The organism is Pseudoalteromonas xiamenensis, assembly GCF_030994125.1.
In the GTDB taxonomy this organism is placed as follows: domain Bacteria; phylum Pseudomonadota; class Gammaproteobacteria; order Enterobacterales; family Alteromonadaceae; genus Pseudoalteromonas; species Pseudoalteromonas xiamenensis_B.
Map to the genome: position 1 here is coordinate 2,459,445 of NZ_CP099917.1, position 22,729 is coordinate 2,482,173.

General features: G+C 44.7%; 25 protein-coding genes, 5 tRNA genes, 1 pseudogene and 1 riboswitch. Of the genes and pseudogenes, 26 read left to right on the forward strand and 5 right to left on the reverse strand.

Annotated elements, in window-relative coordinates:
* Window positions 1-73: 73 nt before the first annotated feature.
* On the reverse strand, window positions 74-2,152 hold the full coding sequence (locus NI389_RS11420; RefSeq protein WP_308360033.1) for a TonB-dependent receptor: 2,079 nt from the start codon (window positions 2,150-2,152) through the stop codon (window positions 74-76).
* A gap of 158 nt (window positions 2,153-2,310) precedes the next feature.
* Between NI389_RS11420 and NI389_RS11425 the strand changes: the two genes are divergently transcribed.
* The 8 genes from NI389_RS11425 (at window position 2,311) to NI389_RS11460 (ending at window position 9,957) form a co-directional block, all read left to right on the forward strand.
* The gene (locus NI389_RS11425) at window positions 2,311-2,712 is read left to right on the forward strand and encodes an acyl-CoA thioesterase (RefSeq protein WP_308360034.1); all 402 of its coding nucleotides are present in this window, start codon (window positions 2,311-2,313) and stop codon (window positions 2,710-2,712) included.
* A 188-nt stretch (window positions 2,713-2,900) separates the two neighbouring features.
* On the forward strand, window positions 2,901-3,206 hold the full coding sequence (locus NI389_RS11430; RefSeq protein ID WP_308360035.1) for an META domain-containing protein: 306 nt from the start codon (window positions 2,901-2,903) through the stop codon (window positions 3,204-3,206).
* A gap of 145 nt (window positions 3,207-3,351) precedes the next feature.
* Window positions 3,352-3,452, forward strand: a riboswitch (TPP riboswitch).
* A 184-nt stretch (window positions 3,453-3,636) separates the two neighbouring features.
* On the forward strand, window positions 3,637-5,589 hold the full coding sequence (gene thiC / locus NI389_RS11435) for a phosphomethylpyrimidine synthase ThiC (protein WP_308360036.1): 1,953 nt from the start codon (window positions 3,637-3,639) through the stop codon (window positions 5,587-5,589).
* A gap of 75 nt (window positions 5,590-5,664) precedes the next feature.
* Window positions 5,665-6,669 carry an FAD-dependent oxidoreductase gene (locus NI389_RS11440; protein ID WP_308360037.1) on the forward strand — a complete coding sequence of 335 codons (1,005 nt, stop codon included), beginning with the start codon at window positions 5,665-5,667 and terminating at the stop codon, window positions 6,667-6,669.
* Window positions 6,666-6,863, forward strand: coding sequence for a sulfur carrier protein ThiS (thiS, locus tag NI389_RS11445; RefSeq protein WP_308360038.1), 198 nt, complete (start codon window positions 6,666-6,668; stop codon window positions 6,861-6,863). The genes NI389_RS11440 and thiS overlap by 4 nt, the downstream gene beginning before the upstream one ends.
* A gap of 6 nt (window positions 6,864-6,869) precedes the next feature.
* Window positions 6,870-7,652 carry a thiazole synthase gene (locus tag NI389_RS11450; RefSeq protein ID WP_308360039.1) on the forward strand — a complete coding sequence of 261 codons (783 nt, stop codon included), beginning with the start codon at window positions 6,870-6,872 and terminating at the stop codon, window positions 7,650-7,652.
* A gap of 29 nt (window positions 7,653-7,681) precedes the next feature.
* Window positions 7,682-9,202, forward strand: a complete 1,521-nt coding sequence (thiE, locus tag NI389_RS11455; RefSeq protein WP_308360040.1) for a thiamine phosphate synthase — start codon at window positions 7,682-7,684, stop codon at window positions 9,200-9,202.
* Window positions 9,199-9,957 carry a HesA/MoeB/ThiF family protein gene (locus NI389_RS11460; protein ID WP_308360041.1) on the forward strand — a complete coding sequence of 253 codons (759 nt, stop codon included), beginning with the start codon at window positions 9,199-9,201 and terminating at the stop codon, window positions 9,955-9,957. Before thiE ends, NI389_RS11460 begins: the two co-directional genes overlap by 4 nt.
* A gap of 54 nt (window positions 9,958-10,011) precedes the next feature.
* Here NI389_RS11460 and NI389_RS11465 read toward each other — a convergent pair whose 3' ends face one another.
* The 4 genes from NI389_RS11465 to rsgA all read right to left on the reverse strand — a co-directional run bounded on the left by NI389_RS11465 (window position 10,012) and on the right by rsgA (window position 13,358).
* Entirely contained in the window at window positions 10,012-10,542 is a 531-nt protein-coding gene (locus tag NI389_RS11465) for a hypothetical protein (RefSeq protein ID WP_308360043.1), read from the reverse strand.
* The gene (locus NI389_RS11470; RefSeq protein WP_308360044.1) at window positions 10,539-11,048 is read right to left on the reverse strand and encodes a hypothetical protein; all 510 of its coding nucleotides are present in this window, start codon (window positions 11,046-11,048) and stop codon (window positions 10,539-10,541) included. The genes NI389_RS11465 and NI389_RS11470 overlap by 4 nt, the downstream gene beginning before the upstream one ends.
* Before the next feature lie 227 nt (window positions 11,049-11,275).
* A complete protein-coding gene (gene asd, locus NI389_RS11475; protein ID WP_308360046.1) occupies window positions 11,276-12,142 on the reverse strand; it encodes an archaetidylserine decarboxylase in 867 nt (288 codons plus the stop codon).
* Between the two features lie 160 nt (window positions 12,143-12,302).
* On the reverse strand, window positions 12,303-13,358 hold the full coding sequence (rsgA, locus tag NI389_RS11480) for a small ribosomal subunit biogenesis GTPase RsgA (protein WP_308360047.1): 1,056 nt from the start codon (window positions 13,356-13,358) through the stop codon (window positions 12,303-12,305).
* Window positions 13,359-13,518: 160 nt separating this feature from the next.
* On the opposite strand from rsgA, the pseudogene orn reads away from it, so the two are divergent.
* From orn to NI389_RS11570, 18 genes and pseudogenes are all read left to right on the forward strand, one after another.
* Window positions 13,519-14,063, forward strand: a pseudogene (gene orn, locus NI389_RS11485) (oligoribonuclease).
* A 252-nt stretch (window positions 14,064-14,315) separates the two neighbouring features.
* Window positions 14,316-14,391 (forward strand) — tRNA-Gly (locus NI389_RS11490).
* A 47-nt stretch (window positions 14,392-14,438) separates the two neighbouring features.
* Window positions 14,439-14,514 (forward strand) — tRNA-Gly (locus tag NI389_RS11495).
* 120 nt (window positions 14,515-14,634) lie between these two features.
* A tRNA-Gly gene (locus NI389_RS11500) sits at window positions 14,635-14,710 on the forward strand.
* A 120-nt stretch (window positions 14,711-14,830) separates the two neighbouring features.
* Window positions 14,831-14,906: transfer RNA gene (locus NI389_RS11505), tRNA-Gly, on the forward strand.
* Window positions 14,907-15,105: 199 nt separating this feature from the next.
* A tRNA-Gly gene (locus tag NI389_RS11510) sits at window positions 15,106-15,181 on the forward strand.
* Between the two features lie 188 nt (window positions 15,182-15,369).
* Window positions 15,370-15,711, forward strand: coding sequence for a 30S ribosomal protein S6 (gene rpsF / locus NI389_RS11515; protein ID WP_208842164.1), 342 nt, complete (start codon window positions 15,370-15,372; stop codon window positions 15,709-15,711).
* 37 nt (window positions 15,712-15,748) lie between these two features.
* Window positions 15,749-16,072 (forward strand): primosomal replication protein N, encoded by a 324-nt coding sequence (gene priB, locus NI389_RS11520; protein WP_208842165.1) that lies wholly within the window; start codon window positions 15,749-15,751, stop codon window positions 16,070-16,072.
* A gap of 11 nt (window positions 16,073-16,083) precedes the next feature.
* A complete protein-coding gene (gene rpsR, locus NI389_RS11525; protein ID WP_005493466.1) occupies window positions 16,084-16,311 on the forward strand; it encodes a 30S ribosomal protein S18 in 228 nt (75 codons plus the stop codon).
* Between the two features lie 35 nt (window positions 16,312-16,346).
* Window positions 16,347-16,799, forward strand: a complete 453-nt coding sequence (rplI, locus tag NI389_RS11530) for a 50S ribosomal protein L9 (protein ID WP_208842166.1) — start codon at window positions 16,347-16,349, stop codon at window positions 16,797-16,799.
* Window positions 16,800-17,012: 213 nt separating this feature from the next.
* The gene (locus tag NI389_RS11535) at window positions 17,013-17,435 is read left to right on the forward strand and encodes a type IV pilin protein (RefSeq protein ID WP_308360049.1); all 423 of its coding nucleotides are present in this window, start codon (window positions 17,013-17,015) and stop codon (window positions 17,433-17,435) included.
* Window positions 17,422-17,880, forward strand: coding sequence for a GspH/FimT family pseudopilin (locus NI389_RS11540; protein ID WP_308360050.1), 459 nt, complete (start codon window positions 17,422-17,424; stop codon window positions 17,878-17,880). The genes NI389_RS11535 and NI389_RS11540 overlap by 14 nt, the downstream gene beginning before the upstream one ends.
* Entirely contained in the window at window positions 17,871-18,278 is a 408-nt protein-coding gene (locus NI389_RS11545; RefSeq protein WP_308360051.1) for a type IV pilus modification PilV family protein, read from the forward strand. Before NI389_RS11540 ends, NI389_RS11545 begins: the two co-directional genes overlap by 10 nt.
* A gap of 7 nt (window positions 18,279-18,285) precedes the next feature.
* Complete coding sequence (locus tag NI389_RS11550; RefSeq protein ID WP_308360052.1) at window positions 18,286-18,795, forward strand: PilW family protein; 510 nt, start codon at window positions 18,286-18,288, stop codon at window positions 18,793-18,795.
* Complete coding sequence (locus NI389_RS11555) at window positions 18,792-20,516, forward strand: DUF7305 domain-containing protein (protein ID WP_308360053.1); 1,725 nt, start codon at window positions 18,792-18,794, stop codon at window positions 20,514-20,516. Before NI389_RS11550 ends, NI389_RS11555 begins: the two co-directional genes overlap by 4 nt.
* Window positions 20,517-20,733: 217 nt before the next feature.
* Window positions 20,734-21,285 carry an RNA polymerase sigma factor gene (locus NI389_RS11560; protein ID WP_208842172.1) on the forward strand — a complete coding sequence of 184 codons (552 nt, stop codon included), beginning with the start codon at window positions 20,734-20,736 and terminating at the stop codon, window positions 21,283-21,285.
* Window positions 21,272-21,751, forward strand: coding sequence for a hypothetical protein (locus NI389_RS11565; RefSeq protein ID WP_308360054.1), 480 nt, complete (start codon window positions 21,272-21,274; stop codon window positions 21,749-21,751). Before NI389_RS11560 ends, NI389_RS11565 begins: the two co-directional genes overlap by 14 nt.
* Before the next feature lie 14 nt (window positions 21,752-21,765).
* Window positions 21,766-22,719 (forward strand): DUF4097 family beta strand repeat-containing protein, encoded by a 954-nt coding sequence (locus NI389_RS11570; RefSeq protein WP_308360055.1) that lies wholly within the window; start codon window positions 21,766-21,768, stop codon window positions 22,717-22,719.
* The last annotated feature ends 10 nt before the right edge of the window (window positions 22,720-22,729 follow it).

Consider the following 22,729-nt stretch of genomic DNA (forward strand, 5'->3'; position numbering starts at 1 on the left):
GCGGCGTTCAGCCGCTTTATTTTTTCCAATAAAAAACACGCCAATGGCGTGTTTTTTATTTGTGACCTCAAGCCTACATAGAGTAAGTAACAGTGACACCCCAAACTCTCGGTTCACCCCACTGAACGTAGTTTTGTGTCGTGTAACCATCCAGTGGGTTATTGCCAAATTCAAAGCCGCGTACTGGCACATTTTTATCTAATGCATTACGAATATACGCATTGACGCGCCACGCATCGCGTTGGTAACTCAATCCGGCGTTAACTAAGTTGGTATTCGGTGCTTTCGCGTTGTGGCTGTCAGAGAAGAAATACTCGTCTTTACCTTCTACCCCTAAACTCACTTGCCAGTGATCGGCAAAGTCATAGCGACCAGTAAAAGCGTACTGGTACTTTGGTGCTTGAGCTTGGTCTCGACCATCTTGGTCAACACCGCTTTGGGTTGTAAATTTGTCTATTTCTGTGTCCAAGTAACCTAAGCTGTAAGACAAGTTAAAAGGCGCATCAAATTGATATTGGCCTTCAATTTCCAAGCCATAGCTTTTGCCACCATCCGCATTGGCAATGTAGCCTGCAAAGCGTTGATCTTGCACTTTCCAAGCTTTCAACTGCATGTCTTCGCGGTGCATGTAAAATGCCGTTAAGCGTAAGGTATGTTTATTGTCTAGTGAAACACCGCGAACACCAAATTCCGCATTCCACAAATATTCAGGGGCAAAGCTTTGGTTTTCCACAGGCAGCGCTAAGCCATCATCCTGTGCTTTGGCTAATGCTTCACTGTTAATCCCACCGGCTTTAAAGCCTCGAGTTAAACTCGTGTAAATCATGGTTTTCGGTAGGACTTGATACTCTAGTGCAATTTTACCACCAACCATCGTGTCGTCCGTGGTTGCAGTCAGTTGATAGCTGTCGCTGTAGTCTCCTTCATAGCGTTCCACGCGAAGACCTGTGATGAGTCGTGTTTGCTCATCCAACAGCGTTTCTTTTTGACCATAAATAGCTTGATTGTTAACTTCATAGCGAGAATTGAAGTCAGTGGTGAACCAAGTATATTGACGGACTAAATCGACATCGCGACGCTGTGCGATAGCGCCTAGCACCCATTCGTTTTGCTTGCCTGACAAGAACACATCCACAGACGCATCTTGGCGGTCGCGCAAATAACGGTCTGTAGAGCTGTAACCGTCAGCATGAAGCCCGGCAGCGCAAAGAGAAGGTTTAGTGGCATCTTTACAGACCCAGTCCTCGTCGTAGCTATAAACAAGGTCTGCATCGAGACCTGTAATCTTCGATTGCAGATTAAACGCATCAAATCCCGTGTAGTTAACCGTCCAAGCTGCAGCTTTGCTTTCTTGAGTGTCTTTGCCCGGTTCATCCGCAACGCTGGTTCTGGAGTTGTCGAGCGTAAAGCCATCATATCCATTATCGATATCTATGTAGTGAAGCACTAAAGTGCTAGATAGCGCGTCAGTAAGCTGGGTGCTAAATGCCACTCGGGCGGATGCTTCGTCTAAGTTCTGCGTCGGTTTGTCCAAATACACATTATCGACATAGCCGTCACTGGTATTTTGGTAGAAACTTGCACGCACCGCGGATGAATCTGACAATGCGACACCTGCAGCGATACCTGCTTGCCATGCATTGTAGTTACCGGCTCCAACTTGGAGCTTTACTGCGTTGTCACTTGGACGCACTCCGCTGATTTGAACGACGCCCGCTAAGGCATCTGCGCCGAATCGAGTACCTTGTGGGCCTCGGTAAATTTCAAGTTGTTCAGTATCAAATAAGACACCCGCCCCACCTAGACCGGAGTAATTTATCCCATCTATCAGGAGTGCGACGCTTGGATTGATTGGATCGACAAATTGCGAGCGAAGGCCAATGCCGCGCATTTGAATGAATTTACCGCGAGATGCCCCAGCTGTGAAATTGATGTTCGCCGCTTGGTTTAGAATGTTTTCTAAATGGGTCGCTCCTCTGTCTTGCATTTCGCTGTCGGTGAAGACGCTTGCGCTTGCAGAGAGTGTGATCAGGTTTTCTTTTTTAAAGTCGCCAGTGACTTCTATGGTCTCTAAATCATTGCTCGATGCCAACGCATTACCGTGGAAAAACGGGAGTAAAGCACATGCAAGTACAGAAAGATTTCTTTTCATAATTCATTCAGTTCCATCGTTAGTGCCGCTATTTTAACAAAAGCACACCATGTTAAAAGGCGAGATTGCACAGAAATTGTCACTTTCTGTTATAGAGCAGACCAGTCTACAGATTCAGTGTGGTATAAACGGGTCAAATTTAGCAAAAGGATCAGTTTATGACATTTAAAATAGAATTGAGCGTGCGTGACTATGAGTGCGACTTGCAAGGGATTGTAAACAACGGGGTGTACTTTAACTATTTGGAACATGCTCGCCACGAATTTTTGCTCGCCAATGGAGTTGATTTTGCCAAGCTCGCAGAAGATAAAATTAATCTAGTGGTGATCCGTGCCGAAATGAACTTTAAAGATTCATTGAAACCAGGAGATCGTTTTGTCGTTGAAGTGGAACCGACGAGATTGAGTCGACTCAAGTTCGGATTTTTGCAGCGAGTGATCCGAATGAGTGATGATAAAGTGATGTTGGATGCACTGATTGTAGGAACATCTGTTAATGAACAAGGGCGTCCGTTTCTTCCTGAAGCAGTTGATTCACTTTTTATTCCCTATAAAGGCTGAAAAGCGGCGTAATTGAGCAGAAATACTGGGTCTGGCAAAAAGAGCAGTGTATACTTTACGTAATTTATTATTTGCCATTAGACCATGAAAAGTATCGTTGTTTTTGCTGTTTTTGTCGCATTTCTGTTTGGATTGAGCGGCTGTAGTTCAACCCAAGTTATTTCTGAGAATTCGCTCAAACATACTTCGTGGCAATTGATCAGTTTAAATGGAAAAAAGCACAATTTTCGGCTCCAGTGAGTCTGAAATTTATCGAAGCTTTGCAAGTGTCTGGCTCTTCAGGTTGTAACCGTTACTTTGGGTCTGCATCATTACAAGACAATACTTTGTATATTGGTAACTTGGGCATGACACGAAAACTTTGTGATGAAGCAAGTAACGCGGTTGAACAACAGTTTCTTGCACTGTTACAGTCAGGCGTTAGAGCAACGTTTATTGACGGCAAATTGCAATTATCTGGTGAACAGACATTCCTTTTCAAAGCGGTTAAGTAGTTTAAGACGACGCCTTAACCCTTTCATTTTAGCTCACCTGTCGCGCTCGGTATGAAAGCATGTTTTTTGATTATGAGAAATTAACGCGTTTTTCGGTTGTACCTTAACCTAATTCTCAGTTAGACTCTTTGGCGTACAATATTTCGTTTACTTGTCGGAGTGCCCTTTTGGGCTGAGATCGCATTTTGCGGGATCCGTGAACCTGATCAGGTTAATACCTGCGTAGGGAACAAGCAGCCAGTCTGTGATAAGATTGGCCTTGTGAGCAAATAGCCTCGTGTAGTTAAGTGCTTTTTCTGAAAAGCGTTAATTCGCGAAAAGGGAAGGTGTAACCTTCGCTCACAAGTAAGATCCAATTAAAGCCAATGAGCTTTATCTCTTCCTGTAGTGGGAAATCTGACAAGACACCTTAAGAGCAATGAGGAAAGTCATGTCAAATTCTACATCTAAGTTAAGCCGTCGCGAGTCACGCGAGGCAGCCTCTGAATATATTTATAACCTGACGGGACAACCGTTTCCAAACAGCCATAAAGTCTACGTTGAAGGTGACCATCCTGGTGTTCGCGTGGGAATGCGTGAAATCGCGTTGAATGATTCATTTGTTGGTGGTACTGAAGAAAACCCGATTTTTGAAAAGAATGCGCCCGTTCGTGTGTACGACACATCAGGTCCTTATACCGATCCCGAAATGCGGATCGACGTTCGTGTTGGTTTACCTAAGTTTCGTGACACGTGGATAGTATCTCGTGATGACACTGATGAATTAACGTCCGTCACTTCGCATTTCTCACAGCAACGTCTTGCCGATGAAGGGTTGGATCACATCCGTTTTGAAAACCTACCTAAAATTCGTCGTGCTAAGCCGGGCAAAAATGTGACGCAAATGCATTATGCGCGACAAGGCATCGTGACGCCTGAAATGGAGTATGTGGCTATCCGTGAAAACATGGGCCGCGCGAAGTTGCGTGAGGAGTTGCTGGCGCAGCAACACAAAGGTGAATCCTTTGGGGCTAGTATCCCTGAATTTATAACACCAGAATTTGTGCGTGACGAGATTGCGCGTGGACGAGCCGTTTTACCATGTAACATTAATCATCCTGAGTCAGAGCCGATGATCATCGGTCGCAATTTCTTAGTGAAAGTAAACTCCAATATTGGCAATTCATCGGTAAGCTCGTCGATTGAAGAAGAAGTTGAAAAATTAGTGTGGTCGACCCGTTGGGGGGCTGATACGGTGATGGATTTATCAACGGGTCGGTATATTCACGAAACACGGGAGTGGATAGTGCGTAACTCGCCGGTGCCTATCGGTACGGTTCCCATCTACCAAGCACTTGAGAAAGTGAACGGGGTGGCAGAAGACTTAACGTGGGAAATTTTTCGAGACACGCTCATTGAGCAAGCAGAGCAGGGGGTCGATTATTTTACGATTCACGCGGGTGTGCTACTACGTTACGTTCCAATGACAGCTAAACGGGTCACAGGGATTGTGTCACGTGGGGGGTCTATCATGGCGAAATGGTGTTTGGCGCACCACAAAGAAAACTTCCTATACACACATTTTGAAGACATCTGCCAAATTCTTAAGCAATACGACGTGGCGTTCTCACTAGGGGATGGTTTACGTCCAGGTTCCATTGCGGATGCAAACGACGACGCACAGTTCAGTGAATTACGTACGTTGGGTGAACTGACTAAAATTGCCTGGAAACACGATGTTCAAGTCTTTATTGAAGGCCCAGGTCACGTGCCAATGCATATGATCAAAGAGAACATGGAAGAGCAACTGAAACATTGTGATGAAGCGCCATTCTATACTTTAGGGCCGCTCACCACAGATATTGCCCCAGGTTATGATCACTTTACCTCTGGCATTGGCGCGGCACAAATCGCTTGGTATGGCTGTGCGATGTTGTGTTATGTCACACCAAAAGAGCATTTGGGGTTACCAAATAAAGAAGACGTAAAAGAAGGTTTGATTACCTATAAAATTGCTGCGCATGCGGCGGACTTAGCGAAAGGTCATCCGGGGGCTCAAGTTCGGGATAATGCTTTGTCAAAAGCACGATTTGAATTCCGTTGGCATGACCAATTCAACTTAAGTTTAGATCCAGAGCGTGCATTGTCTTATCACGATGAGACATTGCCACAAGAGTCGGGGAAAGTGGCCCATTTCTGTTCAATGTGCGGACCTAAGTTCTGTTCCATGAAGATCACTCAAGATGTACGTGATTTTGCTAAGTCACTGGAAGCTCAAGGCATTGATCCAAATGCAATGGGCGAACACATTGAAATCAAAATGGTGGATGTGGAAGCTGAAATGAAAGCCAAGTCAGCTGAATTTAAAGCATCAGGCTCTGAACTTTACCATAAACCAAACTGATTATTGTGATGCACGGTGTGCACAAGCGAGAATCGTGGCACACCACAATGATTCAAAATCGTAATACGAGGTGATATGGCTAAAGTTGCAATTGTTGGGTTTGGATTAGTCGGCCGTGTGGCGGCACTCATGTTATCTAAAACTCACGCATTGACCATTTTTGAAGCCGATGATGAACGCACGCTGCAAAGTGCAGGAACTCTTGCCGCAGCGATGTTGGCGCCTATGGCAGAATCGGTGATATGCGAAGCTGATCTCGCTCTCAGAGGGTTAGAGTCGATGACATTGTGGCAGACGCTATTAGCCGAGTTAGATGACACGGTAATGTTTCAACAGCAAGGTACTCTGGTTGTTGCGCACCAGCAAGATAAAGGGGATTTACTGAGTTTTCAGCAGCGGCTTAAGCCGCTTCAGGAGCATTCAGCCTCGGTCCTTAATGCGACGCAAGTTGGTCAGTTTGAACCGGAACTGGCTGGGCGCTTTACACAAGGACTTTTTTTACCTTGTGAAGGACAACTCGATAATCTGGCTTTCTACACAGCAAGTTACCGTGCATTGCTGAAACAAAACGTCGTATTCCACTTCAATGTCTCGGTATCGAAGTGTCCGCAGAGCCTCAATGGTGAGGATTTTGATTGGATAATCGATTGTCGTGGAATTGGGGCAAAAGAGGTCATGCAGGATCTTCGAGGGGTGCGTGGCGAAGTCGCACGTATTTACGCACGAGATGTGTCAATTACGCGGCCAGTAAGGCTGATGCACCCACGTTATCCTATTTATATCGCCCCTAAACCCAATCATGAGTTTGTGATTGGAGCAACCGAGATTGAATCTCAAGATGCAGGGCCCGTGACAGTACGTTCGACCTTGGAGCTGTTGTCTGCGGCATATACTGTACACAGTGGGTTTGCTGAAGGACGGGTATTAGCGCTTCGCTCAGGGTTAAGACCTGCATTTAAAGACAATCGTCCACGTATTTCTCGACATGGCAATGTGATTGAAATCAATGGGCTATATCGACATGGTTTTTTACTTGCACCCAGCGTGGTGCGTGAGGCACTTAGCGAGGTTTTGCTGTGAAACTCTTATTTAATGGTGATGTAATCGAAGTCCCTGAGGATTCAGTGCTGCATGTAGTGATTGATGCGCAAGGCGCCAAGAAACCTTTCGCTGTCGCGGTTAATGGACAATTTGTGCCAAGCTCCATACTTGGCGGGTATATCCTTAATAATGGCGACAGTATTGAAGTGTTGTCACCTATTCAAGGAGGATAACTACCCATGTCGCTGAAGATTTATGGAGAAACATTCACGAGCCGGTTGCTGATTGGCTCGGCGCTTTACCCATCGCCTGCGGTAATGCAATCAGCTATCCGAGCTTCCGGTGCGGACATTGTGACGGTCTCATTGCGCCGCCAAAATTCAGTGTCGGCAGGGCAAGATTTTTGGGATCTAATAAAAGAATTGGGGCTTCGAGTTTTACCAAACACGGCAGGTTGTCACAGTGTAAAAGAAGCGGTCACTCTTGCGCATATGTGTCGAGAGGTGTTTGCCACCGATTGGATTAAACTTGAACTCATTGGTGATGAATACAACTTGCAGCCAGATCCATTTGCGTTGTTGGAAGCGACCAAGATTCTATTAGACGATGGGTTCAAAGTTCTGCCTTATTGCACCGATGACTTAGTTTTATGTCAAAAATTAGCAGACAGTGGCTGCGAGGTTTTGATGCCTTGGGGGGCGCCAATTGGTACGGGAAAAGGGCTTTTAAATCCTTATGCACTTAAAACGATACGTGAGCGCTTGCCCGAAATGACGCTGATAGTCGACGCAGGACTAGGTCTACCTTCACATGCCTGCCAGGCACTTGAAATCGGGTATGATGGTGTTTTATTGAATTCCGCCGTCGCAGGTGCGGGATGTCCTGAAACAATGGCGAGAGCGTTTCGTGCAGCCGTTGATGCCGGAAGAATGAGTTTCGAGGCGGTTGCAATGCCTGAAAAAGAGGTTGCAGCGCCATCGACGCCGACATTGGGCATGCCTTTTTGGCATCAATCACAATAAATAGTTAGGTAGTACACGTAGGAGTTAGCATGTCGGAAGTAGTATGGAGCATCGCAGGATCAGACAGTGGTGGCGGTGCAGGTATCCAAGCCGATTTAAAAGCAATGCACAGTTTTGGTGTTCATGGCTGCAGTATTATTACCGCAATTACGGCACAAAATAGTGTTGAGGTCTCTGCGATTAATAGTGTGAGCCTTGATGTATTGGAATCGCAGTTGCTTGCGCTTGGCAACGACATGCCAGCCAAAGCAATCAAAATTGGCATGTTGGCGAACGTAGCACAAGTCGAGCTGGTGGCTGAACATTTGAGTCACTATAAGCAAACTTGGGTTACGCCTCCTATTGTTGTGTATGACCCAGTTGCCATCGCATCCAGCGGTGACGCTTTAACAGAAGAAAATACACTTGAGTCACTAAAGAAATATCTACTTCCACTTGTTGATGTAATCACTCCAAATACGCAAGAAACCCAAATGCTCACTGGGGTTTATTTAATTGGTCCAAGTGCTGTACGAGAAGCCGCAGCTAAATTCCATGCGATGGGGATAGCAAACGTGATTATTAAAGGTGGTCATTGGGATTACCCAAAAGGGTATTGCATTGACTTCGCATCAGATGGGCAAGACGAGTATTGGCTTGGTTCGATGTCAATTCAAACCCCTCACAGCCACGGTACAGGGTGTAGTTTTGCTTCAGTAATTGCTGCGTGTATGGCAAAAGCGTACCCTCTCAAAGACGCATTTATCCTAGCGAAAGCTTATATCAATCAAGGATTACGAACGGCGGTGCGATTTGGTGAAGGACGAGGGCCCGTTGCTCATAAAGGTTTCCCTATTGAACTTGGCGATTACCCACAGGTCATTGAGGGCGGAAGTTGGCTTGGGGATGAATTAGACCTGGACTGCTCTCACCCTGAACGCCTCGCCGCCGGATTTTCACAAATTGACGATGAACTGGGGTTGTACGCCGTAGTGGATTCGCTTACTTGGGTAGAAAAGTGTTTAGCTTCCGGTGTGAAAACCGTGCAGTTACGAATAAAAGACGCAGATGAGTCGACATTAGAGTCACAAATCGCGGAATCAATAAAATTAGGCCAAATTTACGGTGCGCGCGTTTTCATCAACGACCACTGGGCGTTAGCAATTAAACATGGTGCATTTGGCGTTCATTTAGGCCAAGAAGATTTATTAAGTGCAGATCTCGCGGCTATTCAGAAGGCAGGTGTTTGTTTAGGCGTGTCGACGCATGGATTTTATGAGATGGTTCGTGCGCACAATTACAAGCCCAGCTATCTCGCGTTTGGTGCAATTTATCCAACGTCGACAAAAGACATGACGGGTCAAATTCAGGGGTTGGAGAAGCTGCGCTACTTTGTGCCATTAATGGCTGAGTTTTATCCGACAGTGGCGATAGGCGGTATTGATTTAGCGCGAGCACGCAACGTTGCGGATACGGGGGTGGGGAGCGTGGCTGTGGTTCGGGCAATCACCGAAGCTGACGACCATCGTGTTGCAATCGGTCAATTACAAGCGGCAATAGGTGGACAATGAAGCTAACGGATAAGGAGCGAATTCGTTACAGTCGTCATCTCTTGATGCCTGAAATAGGTGAAGTTGGGCAGCTCAAGTTAAAGTCAGCACATGTCGTGGTGGTGGGCTGTGGAGGACTGGGCAGTCCTGCGCTCTTGTATCTAGCCGCAAGCGGTATTGGTCGATTAACGTTGATTGACGACGATGCAGTTGAGTTATCCAATTTGCAGCGGCAAATTTTGTTTAAAGTAAGTCACTTAGGTCAACAAAAGGCAAAGGCGGCGCAAAAGGTGTTGGCGAACTTGAACAATGACATTGTGTTGCAAGCGCATGCCGGAAAAGTATCGTCAGATACAATAGCAGCGTGGTTGAGTGACGCTGATTGTGTGCTTGATTGTTCGGATAATTTTAGCACTCGTTATTTGATTAATCGTTTTTGCCAATCGAAAAAAATCCCTTTAGTTGCGGGTGCTGTGCAAGGTACATCTGGGCAGGTGATGGCATTTGATTTTCGAATGGAGAGTGCGTGCTATGAGTGCTTGTTTCCAAGTCACTCTGCGGATGACCTAGCCTCAGCGGTAGGGAATTGCGATACGTTGGGTGTGCTAAGTCCATTACTTGGTGTTATCGGGTCTCAGCAAGTGATTTTGTGCCTGAACATTATTCTTCGTGCGAACAAACCGTGTCATGTTGCTTTTTTTGATGGACAATCGTTAGAACAGAAGGTGTTTCAGTTGCAGAAGGATCCACATTGTGGATGTTGTGGGTCGAATTAGAGGAAGAAGAAAAGAAGCAAGCCAATGGAGACATGCTTCTTGATGTTGCCATGCTTACTTCGTGGAGCGACCAAGACTCAGATGGCCTTCCAACGCACTTAATTGCGTTTCGCCAATAGGTCTAATCGTCAAACCAATCGAGCTACACAGGGTATTTTTTGCTAAGTACTCTGTGTGCTTTAAGTTTGCTGAAGCTGAGTTATTCGTAAGTACGGTATTTGTAAGCTCTGTTGAGTGAATAAAGCGTTTGTAGAGCGGCTTGTCGTCACAAGACACGGATACCTGTGCTTCATACACTAATTCAGAAAACGCGCTTTCAATCTGTTCACCAGCACATTCACCTGCTTTTTCATATGTACACGCTGCGCGTTTGCCGGTTACCAGTTTACCTTCACCTTCTGTTGTGACAGTTAACGTCAGAACAGGTTGATAGGATAATGTTGATGTATCCACGTCGATTGAGTACACCCCATCTTGCTGAGTGAAATCTTGCAACGTGAACGCCCGGTCAAACCCATCCGCAAGTACATGCGGGCTTGTCAAAATGAATGTACCAATCGTTAGCGATTTAAGTAGGTTGCTCATTCGGCTTCTCCTTGCTGATTTCCAGACAGGGATACATTGAACTCGATGGACTCGATTTGCGTGTAAAACTGTCTTGATAGCGAACCGTCTTTGGTAATTTCAATTTTCAACTGTGAGCAAGTAGCAATGTCGTATCTAATTTCTTCAACATGAGGCTCCGCGTATACGACCTTGCGTAAATCACGGTATCCAAACGCTTTACTCATTGCGACAGGAGTTCCGCTACAGTAAAAACGGGTCGTTACACCGAAATTCGCGGCATACCATTTTGTTTTCAGCAATCCATCACTTTCAATAATGAGCTGCGATAGCGGAGAGTCACTGTTTACATCAATCAGCGCTTCATAACCAACTATCGCATCACGAGGACCAAACCTTTTTGTGATGGGTGAAAAATCATCGATAGTGAGTTTGACTGGAGCGCCATCTAATTCAATGACCGGAACTTCAGTTGCTAAAGAGGACAAGCTAACAAGTGACAGCAGAGCTGCAATACATTGTTTCATAAAATATCCTTTTAAATGACAAAGACTTCACGACTGCAATGTGAAGTACCCTTTATTTAAACATGTATTTACCTATTTGGCCAACAAAGTGAGGAAAAAATGTTCAACTTTTCCTGAATAATGCACAGCTATGCTTTTTAACAATGCCGTATAATGGATACTAAACAGGGAAGGATTGTATGAAAAAAGCCAACGGACGCTGGCTTTCAGAACATGATGTATGTCGTTTACTGGCTGATGGTCGCAAATGGTGTCCCCATGCGCGTTATTGTTTCAGGTTGCTGGTCCGCTAAAAATTCAGCTTGATTTGCACCCCACGCAAGAATAACGGTTGAACCTAATTTAAAGCGGCCCATTTCGTCGCCTTTTTTCAGCTTAATCGCATTCATTCCTTCAGTCGGGTATTCCCAACTGAATACGTCTTTTCCTGCTGGTGGTGTGACTGTACCAGCCCAAATTGTTTCAATGCTCGCAACGATTGTTGCACCGACCAAGACCATCGAAAGTGGGCCAATTGCCGTATCAAATATCGCAACCACACGTTCGTTGCGTGCAAACAAATTTGGTACATTTTGAGCGGTAAGTGGATTCACTGAGAACAGATCGCCCGGTACGTAAATCATCTTACGTAGCACACCATCAATTGGCATGTGGATTCGATGATAATCCTTTGGAGCCAAATAAATACAAGCGAATTTACCACCTAGATACGGTGCTACATCTTCTTCTTTACCGCCTAAGAGTGTTTGTAAACTGTAGTCGTGGCCTTTGGCCTGAATGATTTGCCCATCGACGACATCGCCAAGTTGGCTAATTGCACCATCAACAGGGTGGGCAATAATGTCGCTTGCATCTGCCAATGGGCGAATACCCGGTTTTAGTGGACGGGTAAAGAATTCATTAAACGTTTTATAGTGTGCGGGATCTTCGTGCAATGCTTCAGTCATGTCGATTTTATATTGTTTGATGAACAATTTAATCAACGCTGTGGTCAGCGCACCAGCTTCTGCGGCCGCTAGTTTTCCAACTAAGCGAGAAATACCATGTTTTGGCAAAGCATATTGAAACGCAATTTTTAGTTTATCTAAGCTCACGATAAGATCCTGTTCGCAAAATTTTGCAGATAGTAGCACAAGTTAGTTGCCGTACTGGATAAGAAATTGCAGCGGTGAAGGTAAATTTCAGGACAGCTACGACAAGCCTATGTGCATGTAGATAAAAACGGAAAAGGGCTCAAGGCCCTTTCTCAATTTACTAAACGCGTGGAGCACGCGCGCCTGCGCGGCCATCGGCCATCGACTCTAAAATTCGATGATAGTTTTCAAAGCGCATTTCGCTTATTGTTCCTTCATCAACGGCCTCACGCAAAATGCAGCCTGGATCGTCTAAATGTTTGCAATCACGAAATTTACAGCCACCTAAATATTCGCGGAACTCTCTGAAACACCAAGTCACGCGCTCTGGTTCAAGATGCCACAAGCCAAATTCTCGGATCCCTGGGCTATCAATGAGGTTACCGCCACTTGGCAAATGATGTAATCGCGATACGGTTGTGGTGTGTTGACCTAGGCCACTATTCTCAGAAACCTGCTGAGTTAAAATCTTCGCTTCAGGCAGGACCGTATTTACTAATGTAGATTTTCCTACGCCGGACTGCCCGACAAAAATGCTGTTTTTGTCTATAAGCAAATGTTTAAGCTCGTCGATACCTTCACCTGTTTCATTACTGACTAATAAAACTTGATAGTTCAACTCGCGATAGATATCTAACACCTCTTCAACAAACTCACGGCTTTCTTCATCTAACAAGTCGACTTTGTTTAGGACTAGAATAGGTGGAATCCCCATGTCTTCACACGCCACTAAATAGCGATCGATGATTTGCGGCGTGAATTCCGGTACTACGGCAGAAACCATTAAGATTTGATCAATATTTGCAGCGACAACTTTAACGCCATCATAGAAATCGGGACGAGTGAGTTGAGAGCGACGTTCTTCAACGGCTTCAATGACGCCGGCTAAGTCGCCGTCACTGACTTTTGCGCGACGAAATACCACTTCATCACCAGTAACGATACTTTTAACTGTACGGCGAATGTTGCAACGTAGCACTTCACCTTGTACTGTTTCTATATCAGCGTGTTGTCCAAAACGACTAATTACTAAAGCGGATTCAGGTTGCCCTAAATTATCGGTTTGCCACTGAACGTCTTTTGAGCCGCTGTCTCGCTTAGCTTTACTTAAGCGTTTTTGGTGGTTCGCGTTGATCCGTCTAGATTGGCCGTGACTTAATTTTTTCTGCTTTGCCATGAAATAATGTACGGTTTTTTGTTAATGGCCTATGCTTAGCTTTGCTAGATAACTTGATTTAGGCAAGGTTTCTGGCAAAAAAAGCTTTTGGTCAGTGGATGAAGCGAATATGATATATCTTATTGCGTTAGATCTAAAGGAAGTACCGTTAAGGTAGTGTATGTCTTTTCATGAATCAAATCTGATCTGGTTAGATCTCGAAATGACTGGCCTAGAGCCAGAAACCGATAAAATTTTAGAAATTGGTACAGTTGTAACCGATGGAGACCTCAATGTTTTGGCTGAGGGCCCGGTTATCGCTATCCATCAAAGCGATGAGTTGCTTGATAATATGGATGAGTGGTGTATCAATCAACATGGCCGCTCAGGGTTAACCGCACGCTGCAAAGCGTCGACCTATACTGAAGCTGACGCTATAAAAGAAACATTAGATTTCCTTAAACATTGGGTTCCACCAGGTAAGTCACCTATGTGCGGTAACTCAATTGGTCAAGATAGACGCTTTTTGGTGAAGTACATGCCAGAACTAGAAGCGTACTTCCACTATCGAAATATTGACGTAAGTACCATTAAAGAACTTGCACGTCGTTGGAAACCGGAATTGCTAACACAAGTAAAGAAAAAAGTTCTCATCTTGCATTAGACGATATTAAAGATTCCATTATGGAATTGAAGGTTTACCAAGAAAAGTTCTTCAAACTGTAAAAAGTACTTGCAAACCCCATTCTATTTTGTAAAATCACGCCCCGCTTGAGTAGAGAAGTCTTGTGGGGCAAATCTATCTTAAGTTTAAATAACGCAGCACTCGCTCAGCTGCAACGGATGTAAGACGCAACTTGTTGCGCTCCAGCGTTCTAAAAAATGGGCATACTATGAAGCGGCACTAGCTCAGCTGCTAAGAATGAAAGACGCAACCCGTTGCGCTCCAGCGTTCTAAAAAAATGGGCATACTATGAAGCGGCACTAGCTCAGCTGGTAGAGCGCAACCTTGCCAAGGTTGAGGTCATGAGTTCGAACCTCATGTGCCGCTCCAAATCTTCAGTTTTAATTCGACTGTTAAAATAATGAATTAACTATGAAGCGGCACTAGCTCAGCTGGTAGAGCGCAACCTTGCCAAGGTTGAGGTCATGAGTTCGAACCTCATGTGCCGCTCCAAACACTCTCTTCGGTGTTTTAAATAGAAGAAAACCTATGAAGCGGCACTCGCTCAGCTGCTAAGAATGAAAGACGCAACCCGTTGCGCTCCAGCGTTCTAAAAAATGAGCAAACTATGAAGCGGCACTAGCTCAGCTGGTAGAGCGCAACCTTGCCAAGGTTGAGGTCATGAGTTCGAACCTCATGTGCCGCTCCAAACACTTTCTTCGGTGTTTTAAATAGAAGAAAATCTATGAAGCGGCACTCGCTCAGCTGCTAAGAATGAAAGACGCAACCCGTTGCGCTCCAGCATTCTAAAAAACGAGCATATTATGAAGCGGCACTAGCTCAGCTGGTAGAGCGCAACCTTGCCAAGGTTGAGGTCATGAGTTCGAACCTCATGTGCCGCTCCAAACACTTTCTTCGGTGTTTTAAATAGAAGAAAACCTATGAAGCGGCACTCGCTCAGCTGCTAAGAATGAAAGACGCAACCTGTTGCGCTCCAGCATTCTAAAAAACGAGCATATTATGAAGCGGCACTCGCTCAGCTGCTAAGAATGAAAGACGCAACCCGTTGCGCTCCAGCGTTCTAAAAAATGGGCATACTATGAAGCGGCACTAGCTCAGCTGGTAGAGCGCAACCTTGCCAAGGTTGAGGTCATGAGTTCGAACCTCATGTGCCGCTCCAAATTCCTCCGTTAATCTTCTGAAATATCATCTAACTACCAATTTCGCTCGAATTCCCATATAAATTTTATTGCTTAATTTTAGCGCTACGCGTAAAATACGCGCTCTTTCGGCCTTGTAACTATCGTTCCTTGCCTTAACCCGACCGGCCGAAACGGGACGAGGCTTAATTAACCGTAAGGAATATCCATGCGTCATTACGAAATCGTATTCATGGTTCACCCAGATCAAAGTGAGCAAGTACCTGGTATGATCGAGCGTTATACTGGTGCTATCACAGAAGCTGGCGGTACTATCCACCGTTTAGAAGACTGGGGTCGTCGTCAATTGGCATACCCAATCGAAAAGCTTCACAAAGCACACTATGTTCTATTGAACGTTGAAGCGCCATACGAAGTAATCAGCGAGCTTGAGACTTCTTTCCGCTACAACGATGCAGTGCTTCGTAACCTAGTTATGCGTACTAAAAACGCGGTAACTGAAGCGTCTCCTCTTGCAAAAGAAGAGAAAAAAGAAGCAGCATCTGCTTAATCGTTAATTGATTCTGAATCTCCGGGCGATGAGGTGAGTGGTGCAAACGAATCCGTTTAGCAATTTACTCGTTTTATCTGGTACGGTGTGTAAAACACCGAAATTTAGCCAAAGCCCAGCTGGCATTTCTCACTGCCAATTCGTGCTAGAGCATCGCTCAACACAAATTGAAGCAGGGATGGAGCGACAAAGTTATGTTCGTCTTCAAGTAGTTGCTAGTGGAGAACAATTTCAGTCTCAAACACAGCATTTATACGTTGGACAGGTAATACAAGTAAGCGGTTTTTTAAACCGACACGAAAGCCGAAATGGTTTGAGTCAACTTGTACTGCATGCTCAGCATATTGAAAGAATTAATTGAGGAAATTACTCATGGCACGTTATTTCAGACGTCGTAAATTCTGCCGTTTTAAAGCAGAAGGCGTACAACAAATCGATTACAAAGATCTAGCTACTCTTAAAAACTATGTGACTGAAAGTGGCAAAATCGTACCAAGCCGTATTACTGGTACAAGCGCTAAATACCAGCGCCAACTAGCAGCAGCTATCAAGCGCGCTCGCTACCTAGCCCTTCTTCCATACACTGACTTACACAAGTAAGCAGCGGTTTAACAGTTTTTAAAAGGTGTAGAGACATGCAAGTTATTCTACTAGACAAGATCGCAAACCTAGGTAACTTGGGTGACCAGGTTGCTGTTAAATCTGGCTACGCTCGTAACTTCCTTTTCCCACGTGGTAAAGCAGTTCCAGCGACTCAAGCTAACGTTGAAACTTTTGAAGCACGTCGTGCAGAACTTGAAGCTAAAGTAGCTGAAGAGCTAACTGCAGCACAAGCGCGCGCAGAGAAACTAGCTGCTCTTGCAGAAGTTACTCTTGTTTCTAAAGCTGGTGACGAAGGTAAACTTTTCGGTTCAATCGGTACTCGCGACATTTCTGACGCGATCACTGCTGTTGGCCTAGAAGTAGCTAAGTCAGAAGTTCGTCTTCCACTAGGTTCAATCCGTGAAACTGGTGAGTTTGACGTAGCGATTCAACTTCACTCTGAAGTTACTGCAACGATCAAAGTAATCGTTATCGCTGAAGCTTAATTTATTAAGCGTGCCGCGTGTTTAACACGCGGCAATTTCTCTCTCTCGCCTCAAAAAAATTCAAATAATAATTCATTATCGGATGATGAAACCTCACATGCGCAGACGGTGTAATTGCATGTAACGCAAGTACCTTTAATCGGTATAATTGTCATGTTATCCTGTTGAGAGTTTGTCCCTGTTTACAAATTCGCAATATCAATGTATTTATAAATGACAGCGATGTCATTTGTGGAGTTAGAAGTGAAAAGTCGTTTTGCTGGTTTTACGCTCGTAGAGCTTTTAATTGCAATAGCCATTCTTGGGATCTTATACAGTTTAGCGATGCCGAGTTACGCTCGTTATATTCAAGAAAGTCGCCGCAATGAAGCCCAGCAAACAATGTTTCAAACAGCGACTCACTTAGAACGTATTTATACTCGGCAGGGTGGCTATCCCAAAAATTATGACGTACCAGTCAGTGAGTACTACACCTTCACGTATGTGCCTTTGACAGCCATTGACGATGATTACTTCCGCGCTTACAAACTCAGTGCAGCACCGAAATCCGGTTCGGGCCAAACTGGTGATGTCTGTGGGACACTGAGCATTGATCATCAGTCTAAATTAGGAGCATCAAGCGATGGTTGCTGGTAAACAGAACCGCGGATTTACGCTCACAGAACTTGTCATCGGTGTCGCTATTGTGGCGATTTTAAGTGTGCTTGCGATGCCAAGCTTTGTCACACAAATCAAACGCGACAGATTAGTTACTCAGGCGAATCAGATTCAAGCTCTCTATCGCTTTGCGCGCAGCGAAGCGGTAAAGCGTGACGTTGTGCTTGAGTTACGTGCGAGTGACAAAGACTGGCGTGTTATCGAGAAGAAAAATGGTGAAGAGATAGAGCTGCGCCGCGTATCAATAGCTCATTCTACTATTTCGATTGCGTTTCCTACGTTGCAGATCCGTAATTCCGGCGAAGTGAGTCAAGCGAGTAATGTGTTAATTACCGATAACGATGTGAGCACCACTGACATTCGCTTTTGCACGCTATTAAGTGGTCAAAGCTGGCTTGCAGAAGGACAAAACGCATGCGCTTAAGCCAACCTTCACATGGATTTTCACTGTTGGAAGTGATGGTTTCTATTGTTGTCGCTGGCGTCGCGCTATTGGGGTTGGCTGCAACACAATTAAAAGCGCTGCAATTTGCGACGAACAGTTACCACTATTCGTTGGCGCTTGTACAAGGACAAAATGCGATTGAACGTATGTGGATAGAACAATGCCAATTACAACATGGTGCTGTTGACCGTTATAACGAAGCAAGTTTTAGACAAGCAATCCAACCACAGAGTCGCGTGTTTGAGCTAATCATGCCTAACGCTTTTGCGAAAAATATGGCCGTTTCTGTTCGTTGGTTTGATGAACGCATGGAAGACTCGCTCGACAATCAGATCCGTTTAAGTGTTGCGTATCCAACACTGCCCAATAACTGTTAGTGGGTGAATGATGAAAGGGTATACGTTAATCGAGTTGTTGGTTGCAATGGTCGCGGGACTCATTTTATTGTCTGGTGTAGCGATGTCGTACGGTGCAATCAAAAGCACATTGTCTACAGCCCGTGATTTAGAGATAGCGCAAGAGGTCGTACGTTACAGTAATCAGGTGCTTACGCGCAGTATTAAGCAAACAATTCGTGAACCCCAAGTGTTTGATGAAGGTGCGCGACTAGTCTTGTCTCAAAGCGGCAATACCATCAGCTGCAGTGGTCAGGTCATTGAAAATGCATATGAGGAAACCTATACCCGCGAGGGTGACTTTTTGGTGTGTAATAATGGTGTTGGCAAAGTCAATTTGGTGAAGGGCCTCAACACAGCGAGATTTCAATATAACAATCTATTGGTCAGTATTTTCATTCGTTCCGTAAATATGCCAGCGCCTTTTGCAAATGGTGTACGTATTGACATAGCAGCAACACAGCTGGTTCTGACAAATGCATATGGAAGTACGCCATGATGAAAAAAGCGTCAAAAGGTTTTACCCTAATCACAGTGATGTTGCTCACGACAATGGCGAGTATCGTGGTCTTTGCAGCATTGAAAGAATCGATTGTGCAAGAACGTATGAGCGGTAACTTCCAAAAAGACCTCAATGCTCGATTGCTTTCAGAGCAAGGTATTTTCACGCATGCAGAATCTCTTCAAAATGAATTACCGAATGATGCAACGTTGACCGTGGATAAGTTACTAGAGCTTTACGGCAAGCAATCAGGAAAAGGGAGTATTAACGCTGATGCGCTGTTTGCGACGAATTTGGTCAAAGTCTCGGATTCTGAGTTTGAAATACATTCAACTGGTTCAAGATACAACAAAGATGCAAATGCAAGTCTAGTCGCTCGATTTGCGTTTCAAGGTGCTGTGTATGAATCTGTTTTTAGTCATGCCGTGACTGGGTGCAAAGGGGTAAATTTGTCGGGTAGCGGTTCGGTTGACAGCTATGATTCTTCTAAAGGTAGCTATGAAGAAACGAAAACCAATGATGGAGACGTGAATACGGTAATTGGTGATTCAGATGTTGTACTTGCAGGTCATTCACCGATTAAAGGTGATGTGAAAGCCTCAGGCGTTATTTATCTGCAAGGTTCTTCGCCCATTATTGGCGACATTCATTCAAATACTGGCGTAGATATTTCCTACGGCGGGGGGACGCGAGTTGAAGGGAATATCTTATCAGGCGGCTTTTATTTACACCGCGGTGGTTTGGTCACTGGTACCGTTCGCGTCAATGGTGATGCAACCATGAAGTGGGGAAGTAAAATCGGTAACGTGAACAATGATGATTTTGCCATCCAGTATGGAGGACGAGGCAATTTCGATGATAGCAGCAAACATTCACAGCAAGGACTTCCGTACAGTAACTCGCGTTTTAATGTGAACCCTAATGTTGAACCTGTCAGAGTGTATGACCCAACGTCACCGGACTATGATCCAAGTAAACCAGATAAAGAATGTGATCCGTTAGCGCTGCCGCTAAATATGCCCGATGTTATGGAGCAATCTTCTTTATTTCGACCTTTCAAAACGGGACCAACTCAAAAGTTTGATTTTACACCAAGTATTGGTTACTTCACGAAAAATGGCTCAGGTACGCGTACCCCGTTTTCACAGTCAATCTATATTCTAGACAGCATGACTGCGAATCAAGGCAGTATGGGATCGGATGATCCACTTGTCTTTGGTATGAAAGGGGCATCGTTGACGAGTGATAGTCAAGTCACTATCCTCGGTGGCGATGTAATCTGGCTTATTGATGGTGATTTCGTGATGTCAGGTGATACCCGTATTAACATTACCAAAGAAAGTAGTTTAACTATTTTCGTTACTGGGAAAGTCGATATTGGCGCGAGCGCAAAAATTATCACTGCACAAGAAGGATTAACGAAAAGTGGCTTTGCCTCTTTGAGCTTCTTTTCATCGAATTCAGATCCTGAAGGGTTCATTTTTAGTGGTGCGACTGATCTGTATGCCGCAATTTATGCACCGCGTACTACAATTATTATGAAAGGCAGTGGGCAGCTTTATGGCACAGTGAGAGGTGCTTCCATTAATGCATCAGGCGGAAGCGGTGTACACTTTGATGCAGCCCTGAAAAACATTCAGTTAGGTGGCAGTACATCACTGAAGCAAGCCGCGAAAATTACCTTCTTGGGCTGGCGATACAAACTACCAACGGAATAATCTATCAAAAGGGCACCGATGTTATTTCAAAAGGGCGCCCTTCAACCTCTTCTTACTTCAATCAATTCAATTTATACGTTGAAATTCGCGCATATTTTCAAAGATTAACGAGTTTTTTTGCAATTCATTTAAACCTTTCGTTAGGCTGTTTCGTCTTAGATAACAAAGCATGTTTAAATAACATGTACTCAAAATAGAATAAAAATGGGAAAGACTCATGTTGATAGACGCTAAACAGGCGTTCTTACAGGAAGACGAGCAAGCGTTGATCACTCGATGCGTCTCTGGTTGTCAACACGCGTTTCGAGATTTGTTTTCTCGTCATGAAAAACGTGTTTATGCCCTGAGTCTGCGTTTGACTGCAGATCCTCATAGTGCAGAGGATGTTTGTCAGGAAGTGTTCGTCCAAGTGTGGAATAAATTGGATCAGTTTAATGGGCAATCCCAATTTAGTACTTGGCTGCATAGTGTTACGAGCAACATTGCTATCAGTTATTTACGTAAGCAAAAAAATTGGCTGCAACGAGTGGTGAGTTTTGAAGAAGAAGGTATGGAACAAGCTGACGTTGAAAGTTGCCCAATGCTGGGTGGGTTAGACAAGTTGATTGTACGATTGCCGGAAAGAGCGAGATTGGTGTTTGTTCTTCATGCTGTTGAAGGGTATCGACATGAAGAAATTGCTGACCTGATGGGCATGGCGGTAGGTTCAAGCAAGGCTCAATATCATCGCGCAAGACAACTGATGCAGGAGTGGTATGAAAATGAATAAAAAGTCGTTCAATGACATGCTTAATGAAGAGTTGAATTCCCTACCAAGAGAGATTGCGCCTGAGCGTGACCTTTGGACTGGAATAGAGCGTGCAATCGTCAGTGAAGCGCCACAGCAAATGAACAGAACACGCGTTAAACCTTGGATGGGGGTTGCGGCATGCACCGTGGCTGCCGTTTTAAGCATCGCTGTAACGATGCAACGTGAGCCTAATAACGCCGTGGTGATTGCGGATTTCTTTGAAACACAAAAACAAAGCTTATTAGTGAAATACAAAGAGCAACCGGCATTAACTGATAACTGGCAAACACAGCTTGTTGAGCTGGAATCAGCTGAGGCGGCTATTCGTAAAGCACTCGAAGCCGATCCACAAAATGCAGCGCTGCTTCGTATGTTATCGCAAGTTTACCAACAGCAACTGGATCTGATTAACAAAGTCCATCAGCCCACATGGCAACAAATTTAGGATAGGAAAAGATTATGAAATTATCAGCTATGACACTCGCGCTAATCCCTGGGCTATTACTTTCGGCAAGTAGCTTTGCCGCGGAACGCATTGATAGACAAATCGATGTGCCTGTGGATGGTAAAATTATCATCGAAAATGATCGTGGTGATGTGGTCATTAAGGCATGGGACAAAGCGTCTTTTAAAGTAACGGGTGAACTGGATGAGCTCGCCAAAGGATATCGTTTGGAAACCAATGGCAACGTGACAGAGTTTATTGTCAACACACCACGAAGTAAGAAGTGGCGTGACAACAGTGATGGTTCCGATTTGGTTATTTATGTTCCAAAGCAGAGTGCGTTGAATTACGAAGGAGTCAATGTGGATGTTTCGGTGAGCGACTTGTTGAACCATACTCGAGTTAAGACGGTAAATGGTGATATTAAAGCGACTAAACTTACAGGAACGACACACCTATCAACGGTAAATGGTGGTGTTACGGCGACTGATTTAGAAGGAGACATCCATCTAGAAACGGTTAACGGTGACATTAAAGACCGTCACTCGAAAGGCTCGCTACGTATTAACGCCGTGAATGGGGAAGTGAACAGTGATACCGAAGCCCAAGACGTGAAATTTGAGAATGTGAACGGTGAAGTGGAGTTCCGATTTAAACAACTTAAAAACCTTGATTACAATACGGTTAATGGTGAGGCGGAGATTTACGTTGAAGAATTATTGTCCGGTGCACGTATTGATATTAACAGCGTGAGTGGTGACACTGAACTGTATTTCCCAACCAATGTGTCGGCAAATTTTGATATCCAAACGCACTCGGGTGGTAGTATCCACAACAAATTGAGCGACGAACAGGCTACAAAGGCAAAATATTCAGGCTCTCGCCGCTTAAACTTTTCAACGAATGGCGGTAAAGCTAACATTGAAATTGACACAGTCAGTGGCAACATCACGCTCAAGAATCGTTAATTTTTTGCAT

What these genes read in the sequence shown, in the direction of transcription:
- NI389_RS11540 (WP_308360050.1), top strand. Translation starts at nt 17,422, where the DNA reads ATGGTTGCTGGTAAACAGAACCGCGGATTTACGCTCACAGAACTTGTC.
- NI389_RS11470 (WP_308360044.1), bottom strand. Translation starts at nt 11,048, where the DNA reads ATGAAACAATGTATTGCAGCTCTGCTGTCACTTGTTAGCTTGTCCTCT.
- NI389_RS11560 (WP_208842172.1), top strand. Translation starts at nt 20,734, where the DNA reads ATGTTGATAGACGCTAAACAGGCGTTCTTACAGGAAGACGAGCAAGCG.
- NI389_RS11420 (WP_308360033.1), bottom strand. Translation starts at nt 2,152, where the DNA reads ATGAAAAGAAATCTTTCTGTACTTGCATGTGCTTTACTCCCGTTTTTC.
- NI389_RS11460 (WP_308360041.1), top strand. Translation starts at nt 9,199, where the DNA reads ATGAAGCTAACGGATAAGGAGCGAATTCGTTACAGTCGTCATCTCTTG.
- rsgA (WP_308360047.1), bottom strand. Translation starts at nt 13,358, where the DNA reads ATGGCAAAGCAGAAAAAATTAAGTCACGGCCAATCTAGACGGATCAAC.
- NI389_RS11450 (WP_308360039.1), top strand. Translation starts at nt 6,870, where the DNA reads ATGTCGCTGAAGATTTATGGAGAAACATTCACGAGCCGGTTGCTGATT.
- NI389_RS11570 (WP_308360055.1), top strand. Translation starts at nt 21,766, where the DNA reads ATGAAATTATCAGCTATGACACTCGCGCTAATCCCTGGGCTATTACTT.
- thiC (WP_308360036.1), top strand. Translation starts at nt 3,637, where the DNA reads ATGTCAAATTCTACATCTAAGTTAAGCCGTCGCGAGTCACGCGAGGCA.
- rplI (WP_208842166.1), top strand. Translation starts at nt 16,347, where the DNA reads ATGCAAGTTATTCTACTAGACAAGATCGCAAACCTAGGTAACTTGGGT.
- NI389_RS11440 (WP_308360037.1), top strand. Translation starts at nt 5,665, where the DNA reads ATGGCTAAAGTTGCAATTGTTGGGTTTGGATTAGTCGGCCGTGTGGCG.
- NI389_RS11555 (WP_308360053.1), top strand. Translation starts at nt 18,792, where the DNA reads ATGATGAAAAAAGCGTCAAAAGGTTTTACCCTAATCACAGTGATGTTG.
- NI389_RS11535 (WP_308360049.1), top strand. Translation starts at nt 17,013, where the DNA reads ATGACAGCGATGTCATTTGTGGAGTTAGAAGTGAAAAGTCGTTTTGCT.
- rpsR (WP_005493466.1), top strand. Translation starts at nt 16,084, where the DNA reads ATGGCACGTTATTTCAGACGTCGTAAATTCTGCCGTTTTAAAGCAGAA.
- NI389_RS11425 (WP_308360034.1), top strand. Translation starts at nt 2,311, where the DNA reads ATGACATTTAAAATAGAATTGAGCGTGCGTGACTATGAGTGCGACTTG.
- NI389_RS11465 (WP_308360043.1), bottom strand. Translation starts at nt 10,542, where the DNA reads ATGAGCAACCTACTTAAATCGCTAACGATTGGTACATTCATTTTGACA.
- NI389_RS11565 (WP_308360054.1), top strand. Translation starts at nt 21,272, where the DNA reads ATGAAAATGAATAAAAAGTCGTTCAATGACATGCTTAATGAAGAGTTG.
- NI389_RS11545 (WP_308360051.1), top strand. Translation starts at nt 17,871, where the DNA reads ATGCGCTTAAGCCAACCTTCACATGGATTTTCACTGTTGGAAGTGATG.
- rpsF (WP_208842164.1), top strand. Translation starts at nt 15,370, where the DNA reads ATGCGTCATTACGAAATCGTATTCATGGTTCACCCAGATCAAAGTGAG.
- NI389_RS11550 (WP_308360052.1), top strand. Translation starts at nt 18,286, where the DNA reads ATGATGAAAGGGTATACGTTAATCGAGTTGTTGGTTGCAATGGTCGCG.
- thiE (WP_308360040.1), top strand. Translation starts at nt 7,682, where the DNA reads ATGTCGGAAGTAGTATGGAGCATCGCAGGATCAGACAGTGGTGGCGGT.